Origin of the sequence: Streptomyces sp. NPDC088097, assembly GCF_044741845.1 — a bacterium.
Classification (GTDB): Bacteria; Actinomycetota; Actinomycetes; order Streptomycetales; family Streptomycetaceae; genus Streptomyces.
Genome location: NZ_JBIUTJ010000009.1, coordinates 45,121 through 64,571 on the forward strand (window position 1 = coordinate 45,121; position 19,451 = coordinate 64,571).

Below are 19,451 nucleotides of genomic sequence, written 5' to 3' on the forward strand. Positions count from 1 at the left end.
TTGCACCGTGGACAAGAACAACGCTCTGCGCGCCGGCGCCGTCACGGCCGGAACCGCGCTGATGATGCTGCTGATGACGTCTCCCGCCCTCGCGGTGACCCGCGACGACGGTGACGACCCGGGTCCGGGCCTGAGCATCGGCGAGACGCTGGGCCTGTACGTGGCCGCGCCGATCGTCCTGTTCCTGGTCATCGCGGGCCTCGTGATGGTCCTCGACAAGTCGACGGACCGGAAGCCGAAGCCGCAGCGCGGCTGACCGGCCCGATCCTTCGGGGCCCCCGGGTCCCGATCCGGTCCGACGCGGCCCTTCGGGGCCGGTCCGACCGTGCTCTTCGACGTGTGCGACGTCCCTGACGTCATGGCGTTCCCGAACGTTCCGGGCGCCGGAGGTCCGCGGAACCGACACCGGTCGGTCCCGCCGCGACCTCCGGCGCTCCGTCGTGTCCGGACCCCGTACGCCGGCCCCGCGGCCCCGGTCCGCCGGCTCCGCGCCCGCTAGGACACGTGCGCCAGCAGCTTGCGGAGCAGGGAGGTCAGGACCTCCGCCTCCTCGGGCGACAGCCCGGCCAGGGCCTCGTGCTGCACCTCCAGGCCCGCCGTGACCGCCTCGTCGACGAGGGCGAGTCCCCGCTCGGTGATGGTCACCTGGAGCCCCCGCCGGTCGTGCGGATCGGGGCTGCGACCCAGCAGGCCGGCCTTCTCCAGCTTGTCCAGGCGCCCGGTCATCCCGCCCGTGGTGAGCATGAGCGTCGCCGAGAGCTGGCGCGGCGAGAGGGTGTAGGGGGCCCCGGAGCGGCGCAGCGTGGCGACGACGTCGAACTCCCCGAGGGAGATCCCGTAGCGGCCGTAGGTCCGCGCCATGACGTCGGCCATGGCGCGGGCGATCCGGTTGAGCCGGCCGAACACGGCCATGGGCCCGGTCTCCAGATCCGGTCGGACGGCGTACCACTGGGCGGTGATCGCGTCGACGGCGTCCCTGGGGGCCTTGATGTCCTCGGTCATGGACGCAGTATCCAAGTTCCGCTTCCTCGACCGCAAGAAAGTTGCTTGACGAAAAGTAGCTTAGCGATAAGCTACTTTCTAGCGATCGACTTTCCGCTCTTCCTCATCTGCCCGAGGAGCCACCGTGAACCGCCTCGTCACCATCGGCCTCACCGCCCTCGCCCCCCTCTCGTGGGGCTCCACGTACGCGGTCGCCACGGAACTCCTGCCGCCGGACCGGCCGCTGTTCACCTCGGCCATGCGGGCCCTGCCCGCCGGTCTGCTGCTCGTGGCGCTCTCCCGGACCCTGCCCAAGGGGGCCTGGTGGTGGAAGTCGGCGGTCCTCGGCACCCTCAACATCGGCGCGTTCTTCCCGCTGCTCTTCCTCGCCGCCTACCGGCTGCCGGGCGGGGTCGCCGCCGTGTTGGGCTCCGCCGGACCGCTGTTCGTGGTCGGACTCGCCGCCCTGCTGCTGGGCGAGCGGGCCAGGGCGCGCAACGTCCTCGCCGCCGTGGTCGCGGCGCTCGGGGTGAGCATGGTCGTACTGACCGGGGACGCCGGGCTCGATCCGGTCGGCGTCGTCGCGGGCGTGGTCTCCGCCGCCTCCATGGGGGCGGGCACCGTGCTGACCAAGCGCTGGGGTCGGCCCGAGGGGGTCGGCCTGTTGGCCGTGACGGGCTGGCAGCTCACCGCCGGCGGGCTGTTCATCGTCCCGATCGCCGCCCTGGTCGAAGGCGCGCCGCCCGCGCTCGACGGCAGGGCCTTCCTCGGCTACGGCTACATGATGCTGATCAACACGGGGGCCGCGTACTGGCTCTGGTTCCGCGGCATCGGCCGGTTGAGCGCCACCTCCGTCACCCTGCTCGGCCCGCTGTCCCCGCTCACCGCCGCCGTCATCGGCTGGGCCGCCCTCGGCCAGTCGCTCTCGCCCGTGCAGCTCGCCGGCATGGTCCTCGCCTTCGGGGCCACCGTCTTCGGTCAGGTGTCGGGTCGCCCCGAGGTGTCGGGCCGCCCCGGTCGCGCGACCCAAGAACCTTTCAGTTCTTCTGAAGAAACTGATCGAAATGTTTCGATGGACCTGGCGGATGGTCCGGTGCGACGGTAGTACCACGCCGAGGTTCCACACCTCGGCCCCGCACCGAAATCCGCATCCGATCCCGAGGGGGAAACACCCAGTGGCCGTCATGGACCCCGTCCGCACCGCTTCGCAGGACCGACAGCAGGGACGGAAGGGCTCCGTCGGAGTCGGCGTGCTCCTCGCGCTGCTCGCGACGGTCGTCTGGTCCGGCAGCTTCGTCGCCACCCGGGACATGGCCGAGACCGTGCCGCCCGTGCAGGCCGTCTTCTGGCGCTGGATCATCGCCACCGTCGCGGTCGCCCCCTTCGCGGCCCGCCAGGCCTGGCAACAGCGGGCCCTGCTGCGCCGGCACCTCGGCTACACGGCCCTGGCCACCCTCTTCGGCGTCACCCTCTACAACACCCTCGTCCACCAGGCGGGCCTCACCACCTCCGCCTCCAACATGGGCATGATCATGGCCGCCTCGCCGGTCATCATGGCCCTGTACGCCCGCCTCGGCGGAGAACGGCTCGGCGTCCGACGCACCCTCGGCATGCTGATCGCCGCCCTCGGCGTGCTGCTGCTCGTCGGCGACGGCTCGATCGGCTTCGACTTCAGCGCCGGCGACCTGTGGATGTTCGGGGCCGCCCTGTCCTTCGCCACCTACAGCGCGCTGCTCAAGCGCAAGCCCGCCGAGATCGGCGGACTGGCCTTCCTGATCACCACCTTCGTCCTCGGCACGCTGATGCTCGCCCCCGCCTACGCCGTGTCCCTCACGGTGCAGGGCGGCTTCGAGGTCACCCCCGGCACGGTCGGACCCCTCCTCTACGTCGGCGTCTTCTCCTCCGCCGTCGCCTTCTTCGCCTGGAACAAGGCCGTCTCCGTCATCGGCGCGGCCCGCGCGGGAGTCGTCTACTACCTCCAGCCGGTCTGCGTGGCCGGACTCGGCTACCTGCTGCTGGCCGAGGAGACCGGGCCGGCGCAACTCCTGTGCATGGCGCTGATCCTGGGCGGGGTGGGACTGGCGAGTGTCACCCGGCGGTAGGTTCAAGGCCGTGATCGAGTGGGACATCAAGAAACTGCGGATCCTGCGGACCCTGGCGGACCGGGGCACCGTGACCGCGACGGCCGAGGCGCTGCACATGACGCCCTCGGCCGTCTCGCAGCAGCTGACCAACCTCGCGAAGCAGTTGGGGGTCCCGCTCCTGGAGGCCCAGGGGCGGCGGGTCCGCCTGACCGACGCCGCCCACCTCGTACTGCGGCACACCGAGGCCGTCTTCGCGCAACTGGAGCGGGCCGACGCCGAACTCACCGGGTACCTGGCCGGGGAGGCCGGCGAGGTGCGGGTCGGGGCCTTCTCCACGGCGGTGCCCGTCCTGGTCGTCCCGGCCGTGGCCGCCTTGAGGCGCAGCCACCCGGGGGTGGAGGTACGGGTCCGCGAGACCGAGGCGGCCGAGTCCTACGAGCTGCTGTCCGCCGGGGCCGTCGACCTCGCGGTGTCGCTGGCCGCGCACGCCCCGGGCGCCCGTGACCCCCGCTTCACCCGGGTCACCCTGCTGGAAGACCCCCTGGACGTGGCCCTGCCGCCCGGGCACCCGCTCGCGGCGGCCCCGGCGCTGAGGCTCGCGGACCTGTCCGGGGAACGGTGGATCTACGGCGGCAGCGGGCCCTGGTCGGAGATCACCCGCACCGCGTGCGAGGCGGCCGGGTTCGTCCCGGAACAGGCGCACTCCGCCGCCGGGTGGACCGCGATCCTGGCCATGGTCGAGGCCGGGATGGGGGTCGCGCTGGTGCCCCGCATGGTCACCGGACGCGCGGCGGGCGTCGAGGTCAGGGTCCTGTCCCACGACCGCCCGGCCCGGCACGTCATCGCCGCCCTGCGCCGGGGCTCCGAATCGGCCCCGGCGGTCTCCCGCGTCCTGGAGGCCCTCACCGAAGCGGCGACCGCCCTGCGCTAGCGGGGCGGTCGGGTACGGGGCGGCCCCCGGGTGCCCCGGCGGTCCCGGGCCGTCCCCCCGGAGGGAGCGGCGGTGGGACCACCGGGGCGGGTGGGTCAGGCTCCGGCGGCGGCGTCCGCGGCCTGGGCCTTCAACGCGCGCTCGACGCCCGCGCGGGACTCCGAGACCAGGCGGCGCAGGCCCGCGTTCGGCTCGGCCGAGGCCAGCCACGCGTCCGTCGCGTCCAGGGTCTCCCGCGAGACCTGGAGCGAGGGGTACAGACCGACGGCCACCTGCTGCGCCAGCTCGTGGCTGCGGGTCTCCCAGACCTGCTTGACCGCCGCGAAGTACTTCGCGGCGTACGGCGCCAGCAGCTCGCGCTGGTCGATCTGCACGAAGCCGCCGATCACGGCCTCCTGCACCGCGTTCGGCAGGTCCCCGGACTCCACCACGGCCGCCCAGGTCTCCGCCTTGGCGGCGGCCGTCGGCCGCGCGGCCCGGGCCGTCGCCGCGTGGCGCTCGCCCGCGGCGGTCGCGTCCCGCTCCAGCTCGGCGGCGATCGCCGGCTCGTCCGCGACCCCGGTCGCCACCAGGCGCTCCAGGAACGCCCACCGCAGCTCGGTGTCCACGACCAGGCCCTCGACGGATTCGGAGCCGTCCAGGAGCGCCGCCAGGTGGGCGAGCTGCTCCTCGGTGCGGGCCGTCGCCGCGAAGGCGCGGGCCCACGCCAGCTGGTGGTCGCTGCCGGGCGCGGCCGCCCGCAGGTGCTCCAGCGTGGCCGCGCTCCAGACGGACAGGCCCTGCTCCCGCCACGCCGGGTCGGCGTACAGGTCCACGGCCAGCTTCACCTGGCGGTGCAGGGACTGCACGACGCCGATGTCGGACTCCTTGCCGATGCCCGACAGGACCAGCGCGAGGTAGTCGCGGGCGGCCAGCTCGCCGTCCCGCGTCATGTCCCAGGCCGAGGCCCAGCACAGCGCGCGCGGCAGGGACTCGGTGAAGTCGCCCAGGTGCGCGGTGACGTTGGCGAGGGACACCTCGTCGAGGCGGACCTTCGCGTACGACAGGTCGTCGTCGTTGAGCAGCACCACGGTCGGCTGGGTGCGGCCGACGAGCTCCGGCACCGCCGTCAGCGCGCCGTCGATGTCCAGCTCGATCCGCTCCGTGCGGACCAGCTTGCCCTCCCGCAGGTCGTACAGGCCGACCGCGATGCGGTGCGGGCGCAGCACGGGCTCGCCCTTGGCGCCGACCGGGAGCGCGGGGGCCTCCTGGCGGATCGCGAAGGAGGAGATGGTGCCGTCGGCGCCCTTGGTGATCTCCGGGCGCAGCACGTTGATGCCGGCCGTCTCCAGCCACGCCGTCGACCAGGCGGTCAGGTCGCGGCCGGAGGTCTCCTCCAGCGCGCCCAGCAGGTCCGACAGGCGGGTGTTCCCGAACGCGTGGGCCTTGAAGTAGGCCTGCACGCCCTTGAAGAAGGCGTCCTGGCCCACGTACGCGACGAGCTGCTTGAGCACCGACGCGCCCTTGGCGTAGGTGATCCCGTCGAAGTTGACGAGGACGTCGTCCAGGTCACGGATGTCCGCCATGATCGGGTGCGTGGACGGCAGCTGGTCCTGCCGGTACGCCCAGGTCTTCATCGAGTTGGCGAAGGTGGTCCACGCGTGCGGCCACTTCGAGCCCTCGGCGTAGGCCTGGCAGGCGATCGAGGTGTAGGTGGCGAAGGACTCGTTCAGCCAGAGGTCGTTCCACCACTCCATGGTGACGAGGTCGCCGAACCACATGTGGGCGAGCTCGTGCAGGATCGTCTCGGCGCGCACCTCGTACGCCGCGTCCGTCACCTTCGAGCGGAAGACGTACTGGTCGCGGATGGTGACCGCGCCCGCGTTCTCCATGGCGCCCGCGTTGAACTCCGGGACGAAGAGCTGGTCGTACTTGGCGAAGGGGTAGTCGTAGGCGAACTTCTCCTGGAACCAGTCGAAGCCCTGCCGGGTCACGTCGAAGATCGCGTCCGCGTCCAGGAACTCGGCGAGCGAGGGGCGGCAGTAGATGCCGAGCGGCACGGACTGCCCGTCCTTGCCCTCGTACGTGCTGTGCACCGCGTGATACGGACCCACGATCAGCGCGGTGATGTACGAGGAGATCCGCGGGGTCGGCTCGAAGGCCCAGACGTTGTCCTTGACGTCCGCGGGTTCGGGCGTCGGCGAGTTCGAGACGACCGTCCAACCCGCGGGGGCCGTCACGGTGAACCGGAACGTCGCCTTCAGGTCGGGCTGCTCGAAGCTGGCGAAGACCCGCCGGGCGTCCGGCACCTCGAACTGGGTGTACAGGTAGGCCTGCTGGTCGACGGGGTCGACGAAGCGGTGCAGGCCCTCGCCGGTGTTGGTGTAGGCGCAGTCCGCGACGACGCGCAGCTCGTTGGCACCGGCGACGAGGTGGTCCAGCGCGATCCGCGAGTCGCGGAAGACGGAGGCCACGTCGAGGGCCTTGCCGTTCAGGACGACCTCGTGGACGGCCGGCGCGACCAAGTCGATGAAGGTGCCGGCGCCGGCCTCGGCCGACTCGAAGCGCACGGTGGTCACGGACGGGAAGGTGCCGCCCTCCTGCGCGCCGCCGAGATCGAGTTCGACCTCGTACGAGTCGACGGTGAGCAGCTTCGCCCGCTGCTGAGCCTCTTCACGGGTGAGATTCGTGCCAGGCACGCGGTCATCTCCTTTGATGGTGACGTTGCCCGGCCATCCTTCCACGTGGCGCCGTGTCACCGCGTCGGAGTAATCCACGGGCGAACACGCGGCCCGATGTGCGCCCGATCCTCCCCCCGCCGCCCGCCTCGCCCGCGAGGTGCGCGGGTCCCGACATGCCGGTGGGCGGGCGCCCGTCAGGGGCGCCCGCCCACCGTGCGGGGTCCGGGGGTCAGCCCTGGTTCAGCTCGTCGGCGACCAGCTCGGCGATCTGCACGGCGTTCAGCGCCGCGCCCTTGCGCAGGTTGTCGTTCGACAGGAACAGCGCGAGGCCGTTGTCGACCGTCTCGTCCACGCGGATGCGGCCCACGTACGAGGCGTCCTGACCGGCGGCCTGGAGCGGGGTCGGGATCTCGGACAGCTCCACGCCCGGGGCGGCCTTCAGCAGCTCGTACGCGCGCTCGACGCTGATCGGACGCTCGAAGCGGACGTTGACCTGGAGCGAGTGGCCCGAGAAGACGGGGACGCGCACGCAGGTGCCCGAGACCTTGAGGGCCGGGATCTCCAGGATCTTGCGGGACTCGTTGCGGAGCTTCTGCTCCTCGTCGGTCTCGAAGGACCCGTCGTCGACCAGGTTGCCCGCGAGCGGGACCACGTTGTAGGCGATGGGGCGCTTGTAGACCTGGGGCTCCGGGAACTCCACGGCGCCACCGTCGAAGGTCAGCTGGTCGGCGTGCTCGGAGACGGCGCAGGCCTGACCCTTGAGCTCGGCCACGCCGGCCAGGCCCGAGCCGGACACGGCCTGGTAGGTGGTGGCGATCAGCGCGGTCAGACCGGCCTCGTCGTGCAGCGGACGCAGCACGGGCATCGCGGCCATGGTGGTGCAGTTCGGGTTCGCGATGATGCCCTTGGGGCGGTTCTTGATCGCGTGCGGGTTGACCTCGGAGACGACCAGCGGCACCTCGGGGTCGCCGCGCCACGCGGAGGAGTTGTCGATCACGACGGCGCCCTGGGAGGCGACCTTCTCGGCGAGGGCCCGGGAGGTGGCGCCGCCCGCGGAGAAGAGCACGATGTCCAGGCCGGAGTAGTCGGCGGTGGAGGCGTCCTCGACGGTGATCTCGCGACCCTCCCACTCCAGGACGGAGCCGGCCGAGCGGGCCGAGGCGAACAGCCGCAGCTCGGCCGCGGGGAACTTGCGCTCGGCGAGGATGCCGCGCATGACTGCGCCTACCTGTCCGGTGGCTCCGACGATTCCGACCCTCACGGTGACTCCTCTTGATCGCGTGTGCGCGGGCGCGCGTGAGGCCATCATGCGTTCGACCCCACGAGGCTTGTCCAATCCATTGTCCGAGGTGCGGACGGTGTCCCGGACGTGAACCCCCGTGGCAAGTCCGTGACGGGCATGTTGCGGGAGCCCCGAATGGGCGTTTCGGCTGGTCACGGCCGATTAGCGTCCGATCTGTCGTGACCGCTATCCGGACACGGCGTCCCAGTGACCGAACCGCCTACCTCGGGGAGCACCACGTGCGGGAGATCCGCCACCGCCGCCGGTCCATACCGGCCCTCGCCGCCCTCGCGGCCGCAGCCGTCGCCGCGCCCGTCCTGATCGCCGCCGGCCCGGCCGCCGCCCACGGCGTCGACCACCGCGAGCGGCGCGGGGCCGCGCTCGCCAAGGAGCTGGTCGAGGAGGTCACCGCGCGCGGGGCCTACCGCCACCTGGCGAAGTTCCAGCAGATAGCCGACGCCAACGGTGGCAACCGCGCCGCGGGCACCCCGGGCCACGCGGCCTCGGCGGCGTACGTCCACGACACCCTGAAGAAGGCCGGGTACGAGGTCTCGTACCAGGACTTCGACATCTACGAGGCGCACACGAAGACGGAGAAGACCACCGTCCTCGGCGAGGGCGGGCGCGAGCTCGCCACGGCCGCCTTCACCTTCACCCCGTCCACCCCGGCCGGCGGTCTCGTCGCCCCGCTCGCCCTCGCCCGGGTCGACGAGACCCCCGGCTGCACGGCCGACGACTACGCGAGCGGCACCTTCACCGGGAAGATCGCCCTGGTCAAGCGCGGCTCCTGCACCTTCGTCGAGAAGCAGCGGGCCGCCGCGGCGGCCGGCGCGCTCGGCGTCATCGTCTACAACCACAGCGGCGCCACCCCCGTCCGCGGCGGCTTCTCCTCACCGGCCGAGGGGATCATCCCCAGCGCCGGCATCACCCTGGCCGACGGCGAGGCGCTGACCGCCGCCGCGGCGAAGGGGGAGGTGAAGGTGCGCCTGGACCTGGACCAGGAGCACGTGAAGAAGACCACCCGCAACGTGATCGCCGAGACGAAGGGCGGCCGCGCCGACCGCGTGGTGGCCCTCGGCTCCCATCTGGACTCCGTCCCCGAGGGCCCCGGGATCAACGACAACGGTTCCGGCTCGGCCGGCCTGTTGGAGGTGGCCCTCAAGCTGGCCGACGAGGGGGCCAACAAGAAGGGCAAGGGAACCGCCAACAAGGTCCGCTTCGCCTGGTGGTCGGCGGAGGAGCTGGGCCTGCTGGGCTCGGAGCACTACGTGGCGCGGCTGTCGGAGAAGCAGAAGAAGGACATCGCGCTCTACCTGAACTTCGACATGATCGCCTCGCCGAACCCGGTGCAGTTCGTCTACGACGGCGACGACTCGGACAAGGCCGGCGAGGGCGCGGGCCCGGCCGGCTCGGACCGGATCGAGGCGCTGATCAACGGCTTCCTCGACAAGCGGCGCGCGCCGCACGAGGGCAGTGACTTCGACGGCCGCTCCGACTACGGCCCCTTCATCGCCAACGGCATCCCGGCGGGCGGCACCTTCACCGGCGCCGAGGGCATCAAGACCCCCGAGCAGGCGAAGCGCTACGGCGGCACGGCGGGCGCCCCGTACGACCCGAACTACCACGGGGCCGGGGACACCCTGAAGAACCTCGACCTCAAGGCCTTCGACACCAACCTGGACGTCATCGCGCACGCGGTGGGCACCTACGCGCAGGACCTGAGCTCGCTCGGCAAGTGACGTAGGGGAGCGGGGGCGAGGGAGGGGACGGGGGGACGACGAAGGGGCGGGCGCCGGGGAGAACCCCGGGCACCCGCCCCTCCGTCATGCGATCACACCGTCACCGGATTACCGGAGTACCGGAGTTACGGCAGGACCTTCTCGATCTGCACGCTGCCGGTGCCGGCGGCGCTGCCGCGGGCGTTGAGCAGCTGGACCTGGCCGAAGAACTGACGGCCCTCGGGGGCCGCGCTGGTGACCAGGACGTTCGCCGAGACCTGCGCCGAGGCGCCGGTGGCGAGGTTGACCGCGGCGGCCTCGTCGACCTGGACGGAGCCCAGGGCGGCGGAGAAGAACACGTCGCGGTAGTCGTACGTGGTGGTGCCGGCCGGGATGGCGTAGCCGATCACCTTGATCGTGTAGGTGCCGGCGGCCGGGTTGACCAGGCTGACGGCCTCCTCGGAGTCGCCGTCGGCGGAGGAGCCGACCTTGACCCCGTCCTTGTAGACCTCCAGGTCGAGGTCGGCGGCGGTGTCGGAGACCTTGCCGATCGCGATGTCGAGGCGGGAGACGCCCTCGCCGATCGTGACCTCGCTGGTCTGGGTCTCACCGGCGGCGATGGTCGGCTTGGCGACCTTCGCGGAGCCGAGCGGGCCGCCCTTGAGCTTGCCGGCGCTGATGGCCGCGGCGTCGTTCTTGATGGTCCACTGGACCGGCGCCGGGGTGCCCTGCTTGACCTCGGGGAGGACCTTCACGGCCGGGTCGAAGTTCGCGCCGAGGAGCGAGACGTCCAGCTTGAAGGGGTTGTCGAGGAGCGGCGACGTACGGCGCGACTCGACCTCGATCTCCCAGACGCCCGGCTGCGGGTCCGCGTAGGAACGCAGGTCGGGGCGGCAGGTGTTGGCCGGGTTGTCGTAGTTCGGGTAGCACTGGGTCGTCGCGCTGTCCTCGACGCCCACACCGTACGGGTGGATCGAGATGAAGCGCGTCTGGCTGCCCGCCGCGAGACCGCCGAGGGCGACCTCCAGGTTCTTCGCGCCCGCCGGGACGGTCACGAAGTACGACTTGTGGCTGTTGCGCTGCACGGACGACTTGTCCGAGAAGGTGAACGACGGCTTGGCCAGCGGGGCCGAGGCGACGACCGTGGCGAGGATCTGCTTGTCGACGCCCTCGGTGTTCGGGTCGTCGAGCTGCAGGATGCCGCTGTGGACGCCGGCCGACTTGATGGTGGCCTCGACCTTGATGGTGACGGGCTTGTTCAGCGGCAGGGTGACGTAGTCGTAGCCGCCGACCACCTTGAAGGTGCCGTCGTTGTTGCGCCAGCTCAGGTCGTGCCGGGTGCCGTACTTGACGCCCGTGGTGCGGGTGACGACGACGTCGTAGACCTTCTTCTGGCCGACCTTGAGGCCGCCCTCGCGGTCGTAGAGGCCGGTGCCGAAGCCGGGGGTCTTCAGGAACTGGTCGATCGCGGTGTCGACCGGCGCCTTGACGGTGAACTCCTCGGCCTTCGCGCCGCGCTGGATGGAGTCCCAGGCCTTGACGATGTCGATGAGGCCGGCGCCCTGGGCGTGGGCCGGGACGTCGTCGATCTTCTTGGCGGTGCTGGTGAGCGCGATGCGCAGGGCCTGCGGGGTCAGCGCGACCTTCTGCTGCTTCGCCGCCGAGATCAGCAGGGCACTGGCGCCCGCCGCCTGCGGCGAGGACATCGAGGTGCCCTGGAGCATCGAGTAGCCGGCCGGCAGGTTGTAGCCCGCCTCCTTGACCGGAGCGCCGGGCAGCCAGGTCTGGGTGGTGTTGATCGCCGCGCCGGGCGCGGTGATGGTCGGCGTGAAGCCGCCGTCCTCACGCGGACCGCGCGAGGAGAAGGGGAACATGTTGTACTTCTTGGTCACGCCGGAGCCGTAGTTGGCGGCCCAGGTGTCCTTGGAGACCGCCGCGCCCACCGAGAGCACCTTGTCCGCGAGACCCGGGTCACCGATGGTGTTGAGCCCGGGACCCTCGTTGCCCGCCGAGATGACGAGCTGGACGCCGTAGGTGTCGATGAGGTTCTTGTAGAGCTCGGAGCGCGCGTTGTTGCCGTCGTTCAGCGCGGGCAGGCCGCCGATCGACATGTTGACGATGTCGACCCCGCGGTTGACGACGAGGTCGATCATGCCCTCGGTCAGCGCGATGTTCGTGCAGCCGCCGGACCAGGAGCAGGCGCGCGAGGAGACGATCTTCGCGCCGGGCGCCTCGCCGTTCATCTTGCCGCCGAAGAGGCTGTTGGCGGCGGTGATGCCGGCGACGTGCGTGCCGTGCTCGGACTCGATGATGCCGATGTTGACGAAGTCGGCCTTCTTGCCGACCCAGTCCCCGCCGAACGGGTCCATCGGGACGTCCTTGCGGATCTGGATCACGAAGGGGATCCGCTCGGCGACCTCGGTCGCCGGGTTGTCCGTGCCGAAGTAGCCGACCTGGTAGCCGTCCTTGTACGGCTTCATCGGCTCGTTGTTGGTGAAGTCGCCGTCCTGGTCGGTGTCGACGCGGACGGTGCCGGCCACCGGGTCGTACAGCATGCCGAACCGGTCGGTGGTGTCGCCGTCGCGGTTGACGTCGCCCTTCATGTCCCCGGTCGCGGTGATCGACTCGCTGAACCGGCTCCACTGGAAGGTGCCTTCGGGGGCCTTCCAGCTCTGGCCGCCCGCGGTGAAGGCGCCGCCGCTCGCGGTGACCGGGGTGACCTGGGGGCGCCAGGTGGCGTCGTTGTCCAGGATCGGGTCGGTCGCGGTGACCCAGTCGACGATCTTGCGCTCGCCGGTGGTGGTCTTCTGGAGCGCCGGGTGACCGAGGTCGACGCCGGAGTCCAGGATGCCGATGGTGACCCCGCGGCCGTCGGCCTGCGGGTTCTGCTTGACGAAGTCCACCGCGCCGGTCTCGAAGGACGGGTTGTACGGGTTCTTCGCCGGGGTGTTCTTGTCCGGGCCGGGGTAGGTCTCGGTGGCGGTCTTCTTCGCCGAACCGTTGTCCTTGCCCGAGTCCGGACGGGGGTCCGGGAGCTGGATCTCCTGGCGCAGGTCGATCCCGTGCACCGAGTCGAGCTTGCCGGCCGCCTTCAGCGCGGCCTCGGCCTTGCCGGTGGGCAGGGTGGCGCGCACGTAGCCGAGCTTGTCGTAGGTCTGGCCGACCGAGGCGCCCTGTACGGCGTCGAGCTGGTCGGCGACCTGCTTGGTCTGACCGGGCGCGGTCGCGACCATCACCGTGACGGTGGCGTCGCCCTTGGCCTTGGCCTGCTGGAGGAGCTCGGCGTCTGCCGAACCGAGCTTCTGGTCGGCCGACTTGACCGTCGGGGTGGTGCCGGGCGTGTCGGCGCCGGCCGCCGCGAAGGCGGGTACGGCTCCGGTGGCGCAGAGTGCGGCCACCAGGCCCGCGGCCGCCGCGACGCGGGCCGCGCGCCGCGTGCCGGGTATGGCCCCGGTGGAGCTGGGGGATTCGAGGGTCATCAGCATCCCTGGCTAAGTGAAAGATACGGTCCGGATTTCGGTGCCGGATGACCGGTCAGCTTTGCGCAAGTGACAGCTGTTTGGGGAGTGTTGTCATTGACCGAGACCTGTCATGGCGGACTCCCGCCACTGCGGACCGACCGCCGGCGCGGACACGGCGGGGCAAGCCGGGGCAACTCGCGGCGGTCCACGAGTTGATTTGTCGATGGTTCGACCTCAAGCCCCCGGGCGGGCGGGGCTCCGTCTCACATCGGGTGTGACGGATTCGGAGCGTTCAGCGCTCGCGCGTGCGCGCGTAGTGCCGCGAGGCCTTGGCGCGGTTGCCGCACGCGGCCATCGAGCACCAACGCCGGGTGCCGTTGCGCGAGATGTCGTGGAAGTGCAGGACGCAGGTCTCGGAGGCGCACTTGCGGATCCGGTCGGGGTCCGCGCGCAGCAGGTCGAGGTAGTCCCGGGCGGCGGTCCAGGCCGGCCCCCAGGAGGGGTCGGCGAATTCGGTGCGCTCGCCCGGGCCCTCGGCGGTGAGCGTGGCCCGGATGCGGCCGTGTTCCAGGACGGCGTCGATCAGTGCGCGGGCGCTGTCGTCGGTCGGGTCCGCCACGGCGCGGGCCAGCGCCTCGCGGGCGGTCATCAGGTGGACGAGGGTCGCGGCGTCGGCGCGGAAGCGGTCGGCGAGGCCGACGCTCTCCAGCCAGACGGCGAGCCCTTCCACCCGGGTCAGCCCGAATGCCCCCGCGAACAGGTCGGCGGGCGCCCCGTCCTGGACCCAGCGCGTGTTCAGCAGGTCCAGGGCGACGGGCTCCCCGGTCAGGGGGCGCCGGTCCGTCGTGGGTGCCGTGTGCTCCGTCATGGTTCCGCTCCCCTCGCGCCTGCTAACCCCTCAAGAGTACGTGACCGGTTGACGAGCGTCGGGCTAACCCTTAATCTCAACTTAGAAGGTTAGAACTGTCGAGTCTCCCGGGGGTAGACCTCCCGGGGAAGGGATCCCGCCATGACCACCGTCATCAGCAAGCTCCGCACCGGACACGTGGGTCTGAACGTCACCGACCTGGACCGGTCGCTCGCCTTCTACCGCGGCGCCCTCGGCTTCGAGACGCTCGGCGAGGGCGCGGCGGAGGGCCGCCGCCACGCCTTCCTCGGACGGGACGGCGAGCTCGTGCTGACCCTCTGGGAGCAGGCCGCGGACCGGTATTCGCCGGCTGCGGCCGGACTGCACCACCTCGCGCTCACGGCGGGAGGGATCGAGGAGGTCAGGGCGTACGAGGAGCGGCTGCGGGACCTGGGCGTCGACTTCGCCCACGAGGGGATCGTCGCCCACGGCGAGGGCGCCACTTCCGGCGGGATCTTCTTCCACGACCCCGACGGCATCCGCCTGGAGATCTCCGTACCCACCGGGGCGCAGGGCGCGCCCGTCCCGACGGAATCCGCCCCGACCTGCGGGTTCTTCTAAACGATCAGAGAGCGGGTGCGGTCATGGAGCGTTACCACCGGGGATCGATCGCCGTGCAGCGACGGGTGGGGGTACGAGAGGAGGCCGAGCACGTGGGCCGCGCCATCGGCGCCGACATCCGCGAGGTCGCGGCCGCCTTCCTCGCGCAGCAGCCGCACCTGGTCGTCGGCGCGGCCGACGGCGCCGGACGGCTGTGGGCCTCGCTGCTCACCGGCCCGCCCGGTTTCGTACGGGCCGACGGGCGCGAGCGGATCACGGTCACGGGCGGACTCGCGGACGGGGACCCGCTGGCCGGCGCGCTCTCCACGGAGGGCACCCGGGTCGGCACCATCGCCCTCGATCCGCGCACCCGCCGCCGGATGCGTCTGAACGGGACCCTGTCCGTGAGGCCGGGCGGTTTCGCGGTGCGGGCCGAGGAGGTCTTCGCCAACTGCCCGAAGTACCTCCAGAAGCGGCAGCCACTGGAGGTGGTGGCCGCGGGGACCGGAGTGGTGTGCCGGGGGGAGGTGCTCACCCCCGGGCAACAGCGGGCCGTCCGCGCCGCCGACACCTTCTTCGTGGCGACCGTGGCGACCGTGCCCGAGGAGGGCGGGGTCGAGGGCGGCGGGGTCGAGGGAGGTGGGGCCGGGGGCGGCGGGGTCTCCGGCGCCGTCGACGCCAGCCACCGGGGCGGGATGCCCGGCTTCGTGGAGACGCCCTCGCCGACCGAGCTGCTGTGGCCGGACTACGCGGGCAACGCGATGTTCCTGACCCTGGGCAACCTCGCCACCGACGGGCGGGCCGGGCTGTTGTTCCCCGTCTGGGAGAGCGGGGCCGTGCTCCAGCTGAGCGGGCGGGCCCGGACCGAGTTCGGGGACGGCGGGGAGCGGTGGGTGCGCTTCCGGGTGGAAGAGGTGGTGGAGAGCCTGCATCCGGGGCGGCTGCGGTGGAGCGCCCCGGAGTACTCCCCGGCCAACCCCCCTCACGCGGGGAGCACGACCAGGTAGGCGGCGGGCTCGCGGTCGTCGGACGCCGTCAGCGCGGTCCGGACCACCGCGGCCTGCTGCTCGGGCCAGTCACGCAGCTTGCGCGGCGTCAGGTACAGGACGGTCACCCCGAGGCGCTCCAGGGTCTCCCGCTTGCGGACGGCCTCCGCCCAGTCCTCGTCCTCGCCCTGGCGGGGCGCGCGGGTGTCGATCTCGATGGCGACGGCCTGCTCGGGCCAGTACGCGTCGACCCCGCCGAGGTGCGGGCCGCCGGGCAGGCGCAGGTCCACGTTCCAGAGGGGCTCGGGGAGTTCGTAGCCGCGCACCAGTTGATACAGCCGGTCCTCGGCGATGGCCCGGCCCTCGGCGAGGAGGGACTCGACGGCGTCCACCACGTGCGGCCGGTTCAGCAACCGGGCCACCGTCAGCTCCCGCACGATGGCGGCCGGTTCGCAGTGTCCGCCCCGGACGGCCTCGCTGAGCAGGCGGCGCACGGTGCCCGCGTCGGAGAGCTGGGCGACGGCGTCGGCGACGGCCCGCGCCACCGGGGCCACGGGCAGCCCGGTGACCTCCACGGGGCGGGGCGGGGTGTGGGTGCGCACGACCCGGACGTCGCCGGTGGAGCGCAGTCGGCGGGTGTTCGGCACGAGCACGTCGATGTGCGGGAGCGCGAGCAGGGCGGGGGCGGCGGAGAACCGGTGGAGGGCGAGGGCGGCCAACCCCGTGATCATGGCCTCGCCGTTGCCGCGTCGCCCGGCGTACAGCAGGGCCGCGTGCAGCCGCTCCTCGCTGGTCGCCACCCCGGCGTGCAGCAGGAACACCCCGGGCAGCACCTGCTGCCAGGGCCGGCCCGCGGCCTCGGCCGCGCTGATGCCGTGCTCGCGGAGCTGGGCGAGGCTCAGCACACGGGGCCGGCTGGCGGCGAGGTGGGCGAGGGGGAGGGGTGCGTTCTGGTTCATGACGCGGTGATTCCCTCAGGCCATGGCCTCGCTAACGCCTGTTACACGTTCGTCGACAAACCGGGACAACACGGAGCTAAAGTACGGGCGTTCGACTGCCGATGAGGGCGTTCCCATTGCGCGCGAAACCCCAGGCCAGAGCCCTGCGCACCGTATGCCGACGGCCGGGCGCGGGCCCGGCCGTCATTATCATGCTCCGCTGACTGATTTCACCCCCGGCCGACGGTCCGGGAGGCGCCGTACGCACCCCCCGAACCCGGCCGGCGACAGGCCCTAGGCCCGGCCCGCGTCGCAGGCCTGGGCGCGCAGGGCGCGGGCCAGGTCGTCGCGGGACTCCAGCACCAGGCGGCGCAGTGCGGGCGCGGCGTCCGCGTGGGCGGTCAGCCAGGCGTCGGTGGCCTCCAGCGTGGCGGGGGAGTCCTGGAGCGTCGGGTACAGCCCGCGGACCACGTCGATGCCGATCTGGATCGAGCGCTCGGCCCAGATCCGCTCGATCACCTCGAAGTAGCGCCCGGCGTACCCGGCCAACAGGGCCCGCTGCGAGGGCTGCTGCATCCCGGAGATGGTCGCCTCGACCAGCGCGTTCGACAGGGCGTCCGACTCGACGACCGCCGCCCACGCCTGGTCCTTGACCGCCGCGGAGGGCCGGGCCGCCAGGCACCGCACCTGGTGCCGCTTGCCCGAAGCCGTGTCGTCGCGGGCCAGTTCGGCCTCGATGACGGCCTCGCCGACCGCGCCGTGCGCCGCCAGCGGCAGCAGGAAGTCCCAGCGCAGCTCCTGGTCGACGTCCAGCCCGTCGATCCTGGCCGAGCCGTCGAGCAGCCCGAGCAGCAACTGGAAGTCGCCCTCCGTCGCCGAGCCCGCCGCGAAGAAGCGGGCCCAGGTCAGTTGGTGCTCCGAGCCCGGCTCGGCGAGCCGCAGTTCGTGCAGGGCGCCGGCCGCCAGCTCCCGGCCGCCCTGCTCGCGCCAGGACGGGGCCGCGTAGTGGGCGACCGCGCTCAGCGCCTGGGCGTGGAGCTGCTGGAGCACGCCGACCTCGCTCTCGCGGCCGGCGTGCGCCAGGACCAGCGAGGCGAAGTCGCGGGCCGGCATCAACCCGTCGCGCGTGAGGTTCCACAGCGCCGACCAGCACAGGGCGCGGGCGAGGGGGTCGCCGATGGAGCCCAGGTGGCCGCGCAGCACCGCGAGCGAGCCCTCGTCGAAACGGATCTTGCAGTAGGTGAGGTCCTCGTCGTTGACCAGGACCAGGTCGGGCCGCTCCAGCCCGGCGGCCTCGGCGATCACCGTGCGCGCCCCGGCGACGTCCGTCTCGGACCGGGCGTAGCGGACCAGGGCCCCGTCGGCCTCCAGCCGGTACAGGCCCACCGCGACCCGGTGCGGGCGGAGTTCGTCGCCCTCCTGGAGCACCGCCAGCTCCGTCATCCGGCCGTCCGCGCCGCAGGTCACCACGGGCGTGAGTGCGTTCACCCCGGCGGTCTGGAGCCAGGCCCGCGACCAGCCGGCCATGTCCCGCCCGGAGACCTCCCCGAGCACCGACAGCAGGTCGTCCAGGGTGGTGTTCCCGTAGGCGTGGGCCTTGAAGTAGCGCCGCGCGCCCTCCAGGAAGGCCTCCCGCCCGACGTAGGCGACGAGCTGCTTGAGGACGGACGCGCCCTTGGCGTAGGTGATCCCGTCGAAGTTGAGCTTGGCCGCCTCCAGGTCCGGGATGTCGGCCGTGATCGGGTGGGTGGAGGGCAGCTGGTCGGCCCGGTACGCCCACGCCTTGCGGTTGTTGGCGAAGGTCACCCATGCCTGGTCGAAGCGGGTGGCCTCGACGAGTCCGAAGGAGCCCATGAAGTCCGCGAAGGACTCCTTGAGCCACAGGTCGTCCCACCACTTCATGGTCACGAGGTCGCCGAACCACATGTGCGCCATCTCGTGCAGGATGACGTTCGCGCGCCGCTCGTAGGAGGCCTGCGTGACCTTCCCGCGGTAGATGTACTCCTCGCGGAAGGTCACCATCCCCGGGTTCTCCATCGCGCCCAGGTTGTACTCGGGGACGAAGGCCTGGTCGTACTTCCCGAAGGGGTAGGGGTAGTCAAAGATCTCGTGGAAGAGGTCGAAGCCCTGCTTGGTGACCAGGAAGACGTCGTCCGCGTCGAAGTGCTTCGCCAGCCCCTTGCGGCACATGGCGCCCAGCGGGATGGTCAGGTCGCCGCGGGTGTAGGTGTCCGTGACGTAGTGGTAGGGCCCCGCCACCACACAGGTGATGTACGTGGAAATGGGCGCGGTCTCGGCGAAGCGCCGGGTCGGGCCCTCGCGGGACTCCTCGACGCCGTTGCTCCAGACCTGCCAGCCCTCCGGCGCGGAGACCTCGAAGCGGTAGGGGGCCTTCAGGTCGGGCTGCTCGAAGTTCGCGTACACCCGCCGGGCGTCGGCCGGCTCGTACTGGGTGTAGAGGTAGACCTCGCCGTCCTCGGGGTCCACGAAGCGGTGCATGCCCTCGCCGGTGCGGCTGTACGCGCAGTTCGCGTCCACGACGAGCACGTTCTCGGAGGCCAGCCCGGCCAGCGCGATCCGCGACCCGTCGAAGACCTCGGCCGGGTCCAGGGCGGCGCCGTTGAGGGTGACGGAGTTCACGGACGGCGCGATCAGGTCGGCGAAGGTCGCGGAGCCGGGGGAGGCGGCCCGGAAGCGGACGGTGGTCACCGAGCGGAAGGTCCGGGGGCCCGCGGCCGGCTCGGCCTCGTCCACCGCGGACCTCAGGTCGAGGACCACCTCGTACCCGTCGACGGACAGCAGCTCGGCCCGCTCGCGGGCCTCGTCACGGGACAGATTCTCTCCGGGCACGTGCACTCCTTCGTGCGTGATCGTGTTCTTCGGTTCGAATCCTCCCACGGGGGAATGCGGCCGCCCCCCGACCGGTTGGCGAGGGGGATGTCGTAGAACACCCCATGGCCCGA

General features: G+C 71.9%; 14 protein-coding genes. 7 read left to right on the top strand and 7 right to left on the bottom strand.

Features of this window, described 5'->3' with window-relative positions; genetic code table 11:
- The first annotated feature begins 7 nt into the window (after nt 1-7).
- Nucleotides 8-256 carry a hypothetical protein gene (locus ACIOD1_RS23810; RefSeq protein WP_365614818.1) on the top strand — a complete coding sequence of 83 codons (249 nt, stop codon included), beginning with the start codon at nt 8-10 and terminating at the stop codon, nt 254-256.
- Nucleotides 257-495: 239 nt separating this feature from the next.
- Here the strand turns inward: ACIOD1_RS23810 and ACIOD1_RS23815 are convergent, their stop codons facing one another.
- Nucleotides 496-1,002 (bottom strand): MarR family transcriptional regulator, encoded by a 507-nt coding sequence (locus tag ACIOD1_RS23815; RefSeq protein WP_365614815.1) that lies wholly within the window; start codon nt 1,000-1,002, stop codon nt 496-498.
- Between the two features lie 124 nt (nt 1,003-1,126).
- Here ACIOD1_RS23815 and ACIOD1_RS23820 point away from each other — a divergent pair, with 124 nt between their 5' ends.
- From ACIOD1_RS23820 to ACIOD1_RS23830, 3 genes are all read left to right on the top strand, one after another.
- The gene (locus ACIOD1_RS23820; protein WP_401904483.1) at nt 1,127-2,086 is read left to right on the top strand and encodes an EamA family transporter; all 960 of its coding nucleotides are present in this window, start codon (nt 1,127-1,129) and stop codon (nt 2,084-2,086) included.
- A 79-nt stretch (nt 2,087-2,165) separates the two neighbouring features.
- Entirely contained in the window at nt 2,166-3,083 is a 918-nt protein-coding gene (locus tag ACIOD1_RS23825) for a DMT family transporter (RefSeq protein WP_401904651.1), read from the top strand.
- 10 nt (nt 3,084-3,093) lie between these two features.
- The gene (locus tag ACIOD1_RS23830; protein WP_401904485.1) at nt 3,094-3,996 is read left to right on the top strand and encodes a LysR family transcriptional regulator; all 903 of its coding nucleotides are present in this window, start codon (nt 3,094-3,096) and stop codon (nt 3,994-3,996) included.
- A 95-nt stretch (nt 3,997-4,091) separates the two neighbouring features.
- Here the strand turns inward: ACIOD1_RS23830 and pepN (ACIOD1_RS23835) are convergent, their stop codons facing one another.
- On the bottom strand, nt 4,092-6,674 hold the full coding sequence (pepN, locus tag ACIOD1_RS23835; protein ID WP_401904487.1) for an aminopeptidase N: 2,583 nt from the start codon (nt 6,672-6,674) through the stop codon (nt 4,092-4,094).
- Between the two features lie 211 nt (nt 6,675-6,885).
- Complete coding sequence (locus ACIOD1_RS23840) at nt 6,886-7,917, bottom strand: aspartate-semialdehyde dehydrogenase (protein ID WP_365614803.1); 1,032 nt, start codon at nt 7,915-7,917, stop codon at nt 6,886-6,888.
- 260 nt (nt 7,918-8,177) lie between these two features.
- Here ACIOD1_RS23840 and ACIOD1_RS23845 point away from each other — a divergent pair, with 260 nt between their 5' ends.
- A complete protein-coding gene (locus ACIOD1_RS23845) occupies nt 8,178-9,677 on the top strand; it encodes a M28 family metallopeptidase (RefSeq protein WP_365614800.1) in 1,500 nt (499 codons plus the stop codon).
- A gap of 125 nt (nt 9,678-9,802) precedes the next feature.
- Here ACIOD1_RS23845 and ACIOD1_RS23850 read toward each other — a convergent pair whose 3' ends face one another.
- Together ACIOD1_RS23850 and ACIOD1_RS23855 are read right to left on the bottom strand one after the other, a co-directional pair.
- Nucleotides 9,803-13,135, bottom strand: coding sequence for a S8 family serine peptidase (locus tag ACIOD1_RS23850; RefSeq protein WP_365614797.1), 3,333 nt, complete (start codon nt 13,133-13,135; stop codon nt 9,803-9,805).
- A 274-nt stretch (nt 13,136-13,409) separates the two neighbouring features.
- Nucleotides 13,410-13,985: a CGNR zinc finger domain-containing protein gene (locus ACIOD1_RS23855; protein WP_401904490.1), complete on the bottom strand. Its 576-nt coding sequence runs from the start codon at nt 13,983-13,985 to the stop codon at nt 13,410-13,412.
- A 141-nt stretch (nt 13,986-14,126) separates the two neighbouring features.
- Here ACIOD1_RS23855 and ACIOD1_RS23860 point away from each other — a divergent pair, with 141 nt between their 5' ends.
- Together ACIOD1_RS23860 and ACIOD1_RS23865 are read left to right on the top strand one after the other, a co-directional pair.
- Nucleotides 14,127-14,585 (top strand): VOC family protein, encoded by a 459-nt coding sequence (locus ACIOD1_RS23860; RefSeq protein WP_401904491.1) that lies wholly within the window; start codon nt 14,127-14,129, stop codon nt 14,583-14,585.
- Nucleotides 14,586-14,608: 23 nt separating this feature from the next.
- Nucleotides 14,609-15,571 carry a pyridoxamine 5'-phosphate oxidase family protein gene (locus ACIOD1_RS23865; protein WP_365614789.1) on the top strand — a complete coding sequence of 321 codons (963 nt, stop codon included), beginning with the start codon at nt 14,609-14,611 and terminating at the stop codon, nt 15,569-15,571.
- Here ACIOD1_RS23865 and ACIOD1_RS23870 read toward each other — a convergent pair.
- A complete protein-coding gene (locus tag ACIOD1_RS23870) occupies nt 15,547-16,509 on the bottom strand; it encodes a hypothetical protein (protein WP_401904493.1) in 963 nt (320 codons plus the stop codon). The two genes, ACIOD1_RS23865 and ACIOD1_RS23870, sit on opposite strands and share 25 nt — an antisense overlap.
- A gap of 273 nt (nt 16,510-16,782) precedes the next feature.
- A complete protein-coding gene (pepN, locus tag ACIOD1_RS23875; protein WP_401904495.1) occupies nt 16,783-19,338 on the bottom strand; it encodes an aminopeptidase N in 2,556 nt (851 codons plus the stop codon).
- Between the last annotated feature and the right edge of the window lie 113 nt (nt 19,339-19,451).

Coding starts and splice junctions, on each gene's coding strand:
- ACIOD1_RS23860 (WP_401904491.1), top strand. CDS start 14,127: ATGACCACCGTCATCAGCAAGCTCCGCACCGGACACGTGGGTCTGAAC.
- ACIOD1_RS23855 (WP_401904490.1), bottom strand. CDS start 13,985: ATGACGGAGCACACGGCACCCACGACGGACCGGCGCCCCCTGACCGGG.
- ACIOD1_RS23865 (WP_365614789.1), top strand. CDS start 14,609: ATGGAGCGTTACCACCGGGGATCGATCGCCGTGCAGCGACGGGTGGGG.
- ACIOD1_RS23825 (WP_401904651.1), top strand. CDS start 2,166: ATGGACCCCGTCCGCACCGCTTCGCAGGACCGACAGCAGGGACGGAAG.
- ACIOD1_RS23870 (WP_401904493.1), bottom strand. CDS start 16,509: ATGAACCAGAACGCACCCCTCCCCCTCGCCCACCTCGCCGCCAGCCGG.
- ACIOD1_RS23850 (WP_365614797.1), bottom strand. CDS start 13,135: ATGACCCTCGAATCCCCCAGCTCCACCGGGGCCATACCCGGCACGCGG.
- ACIOD1_RS23815 (WP_365614815.1), bottom strand. CDS start 1,002: ATGACCGAGGACATCAAGGCCCCCAGGGACGCCGTCGACGCGATCACC.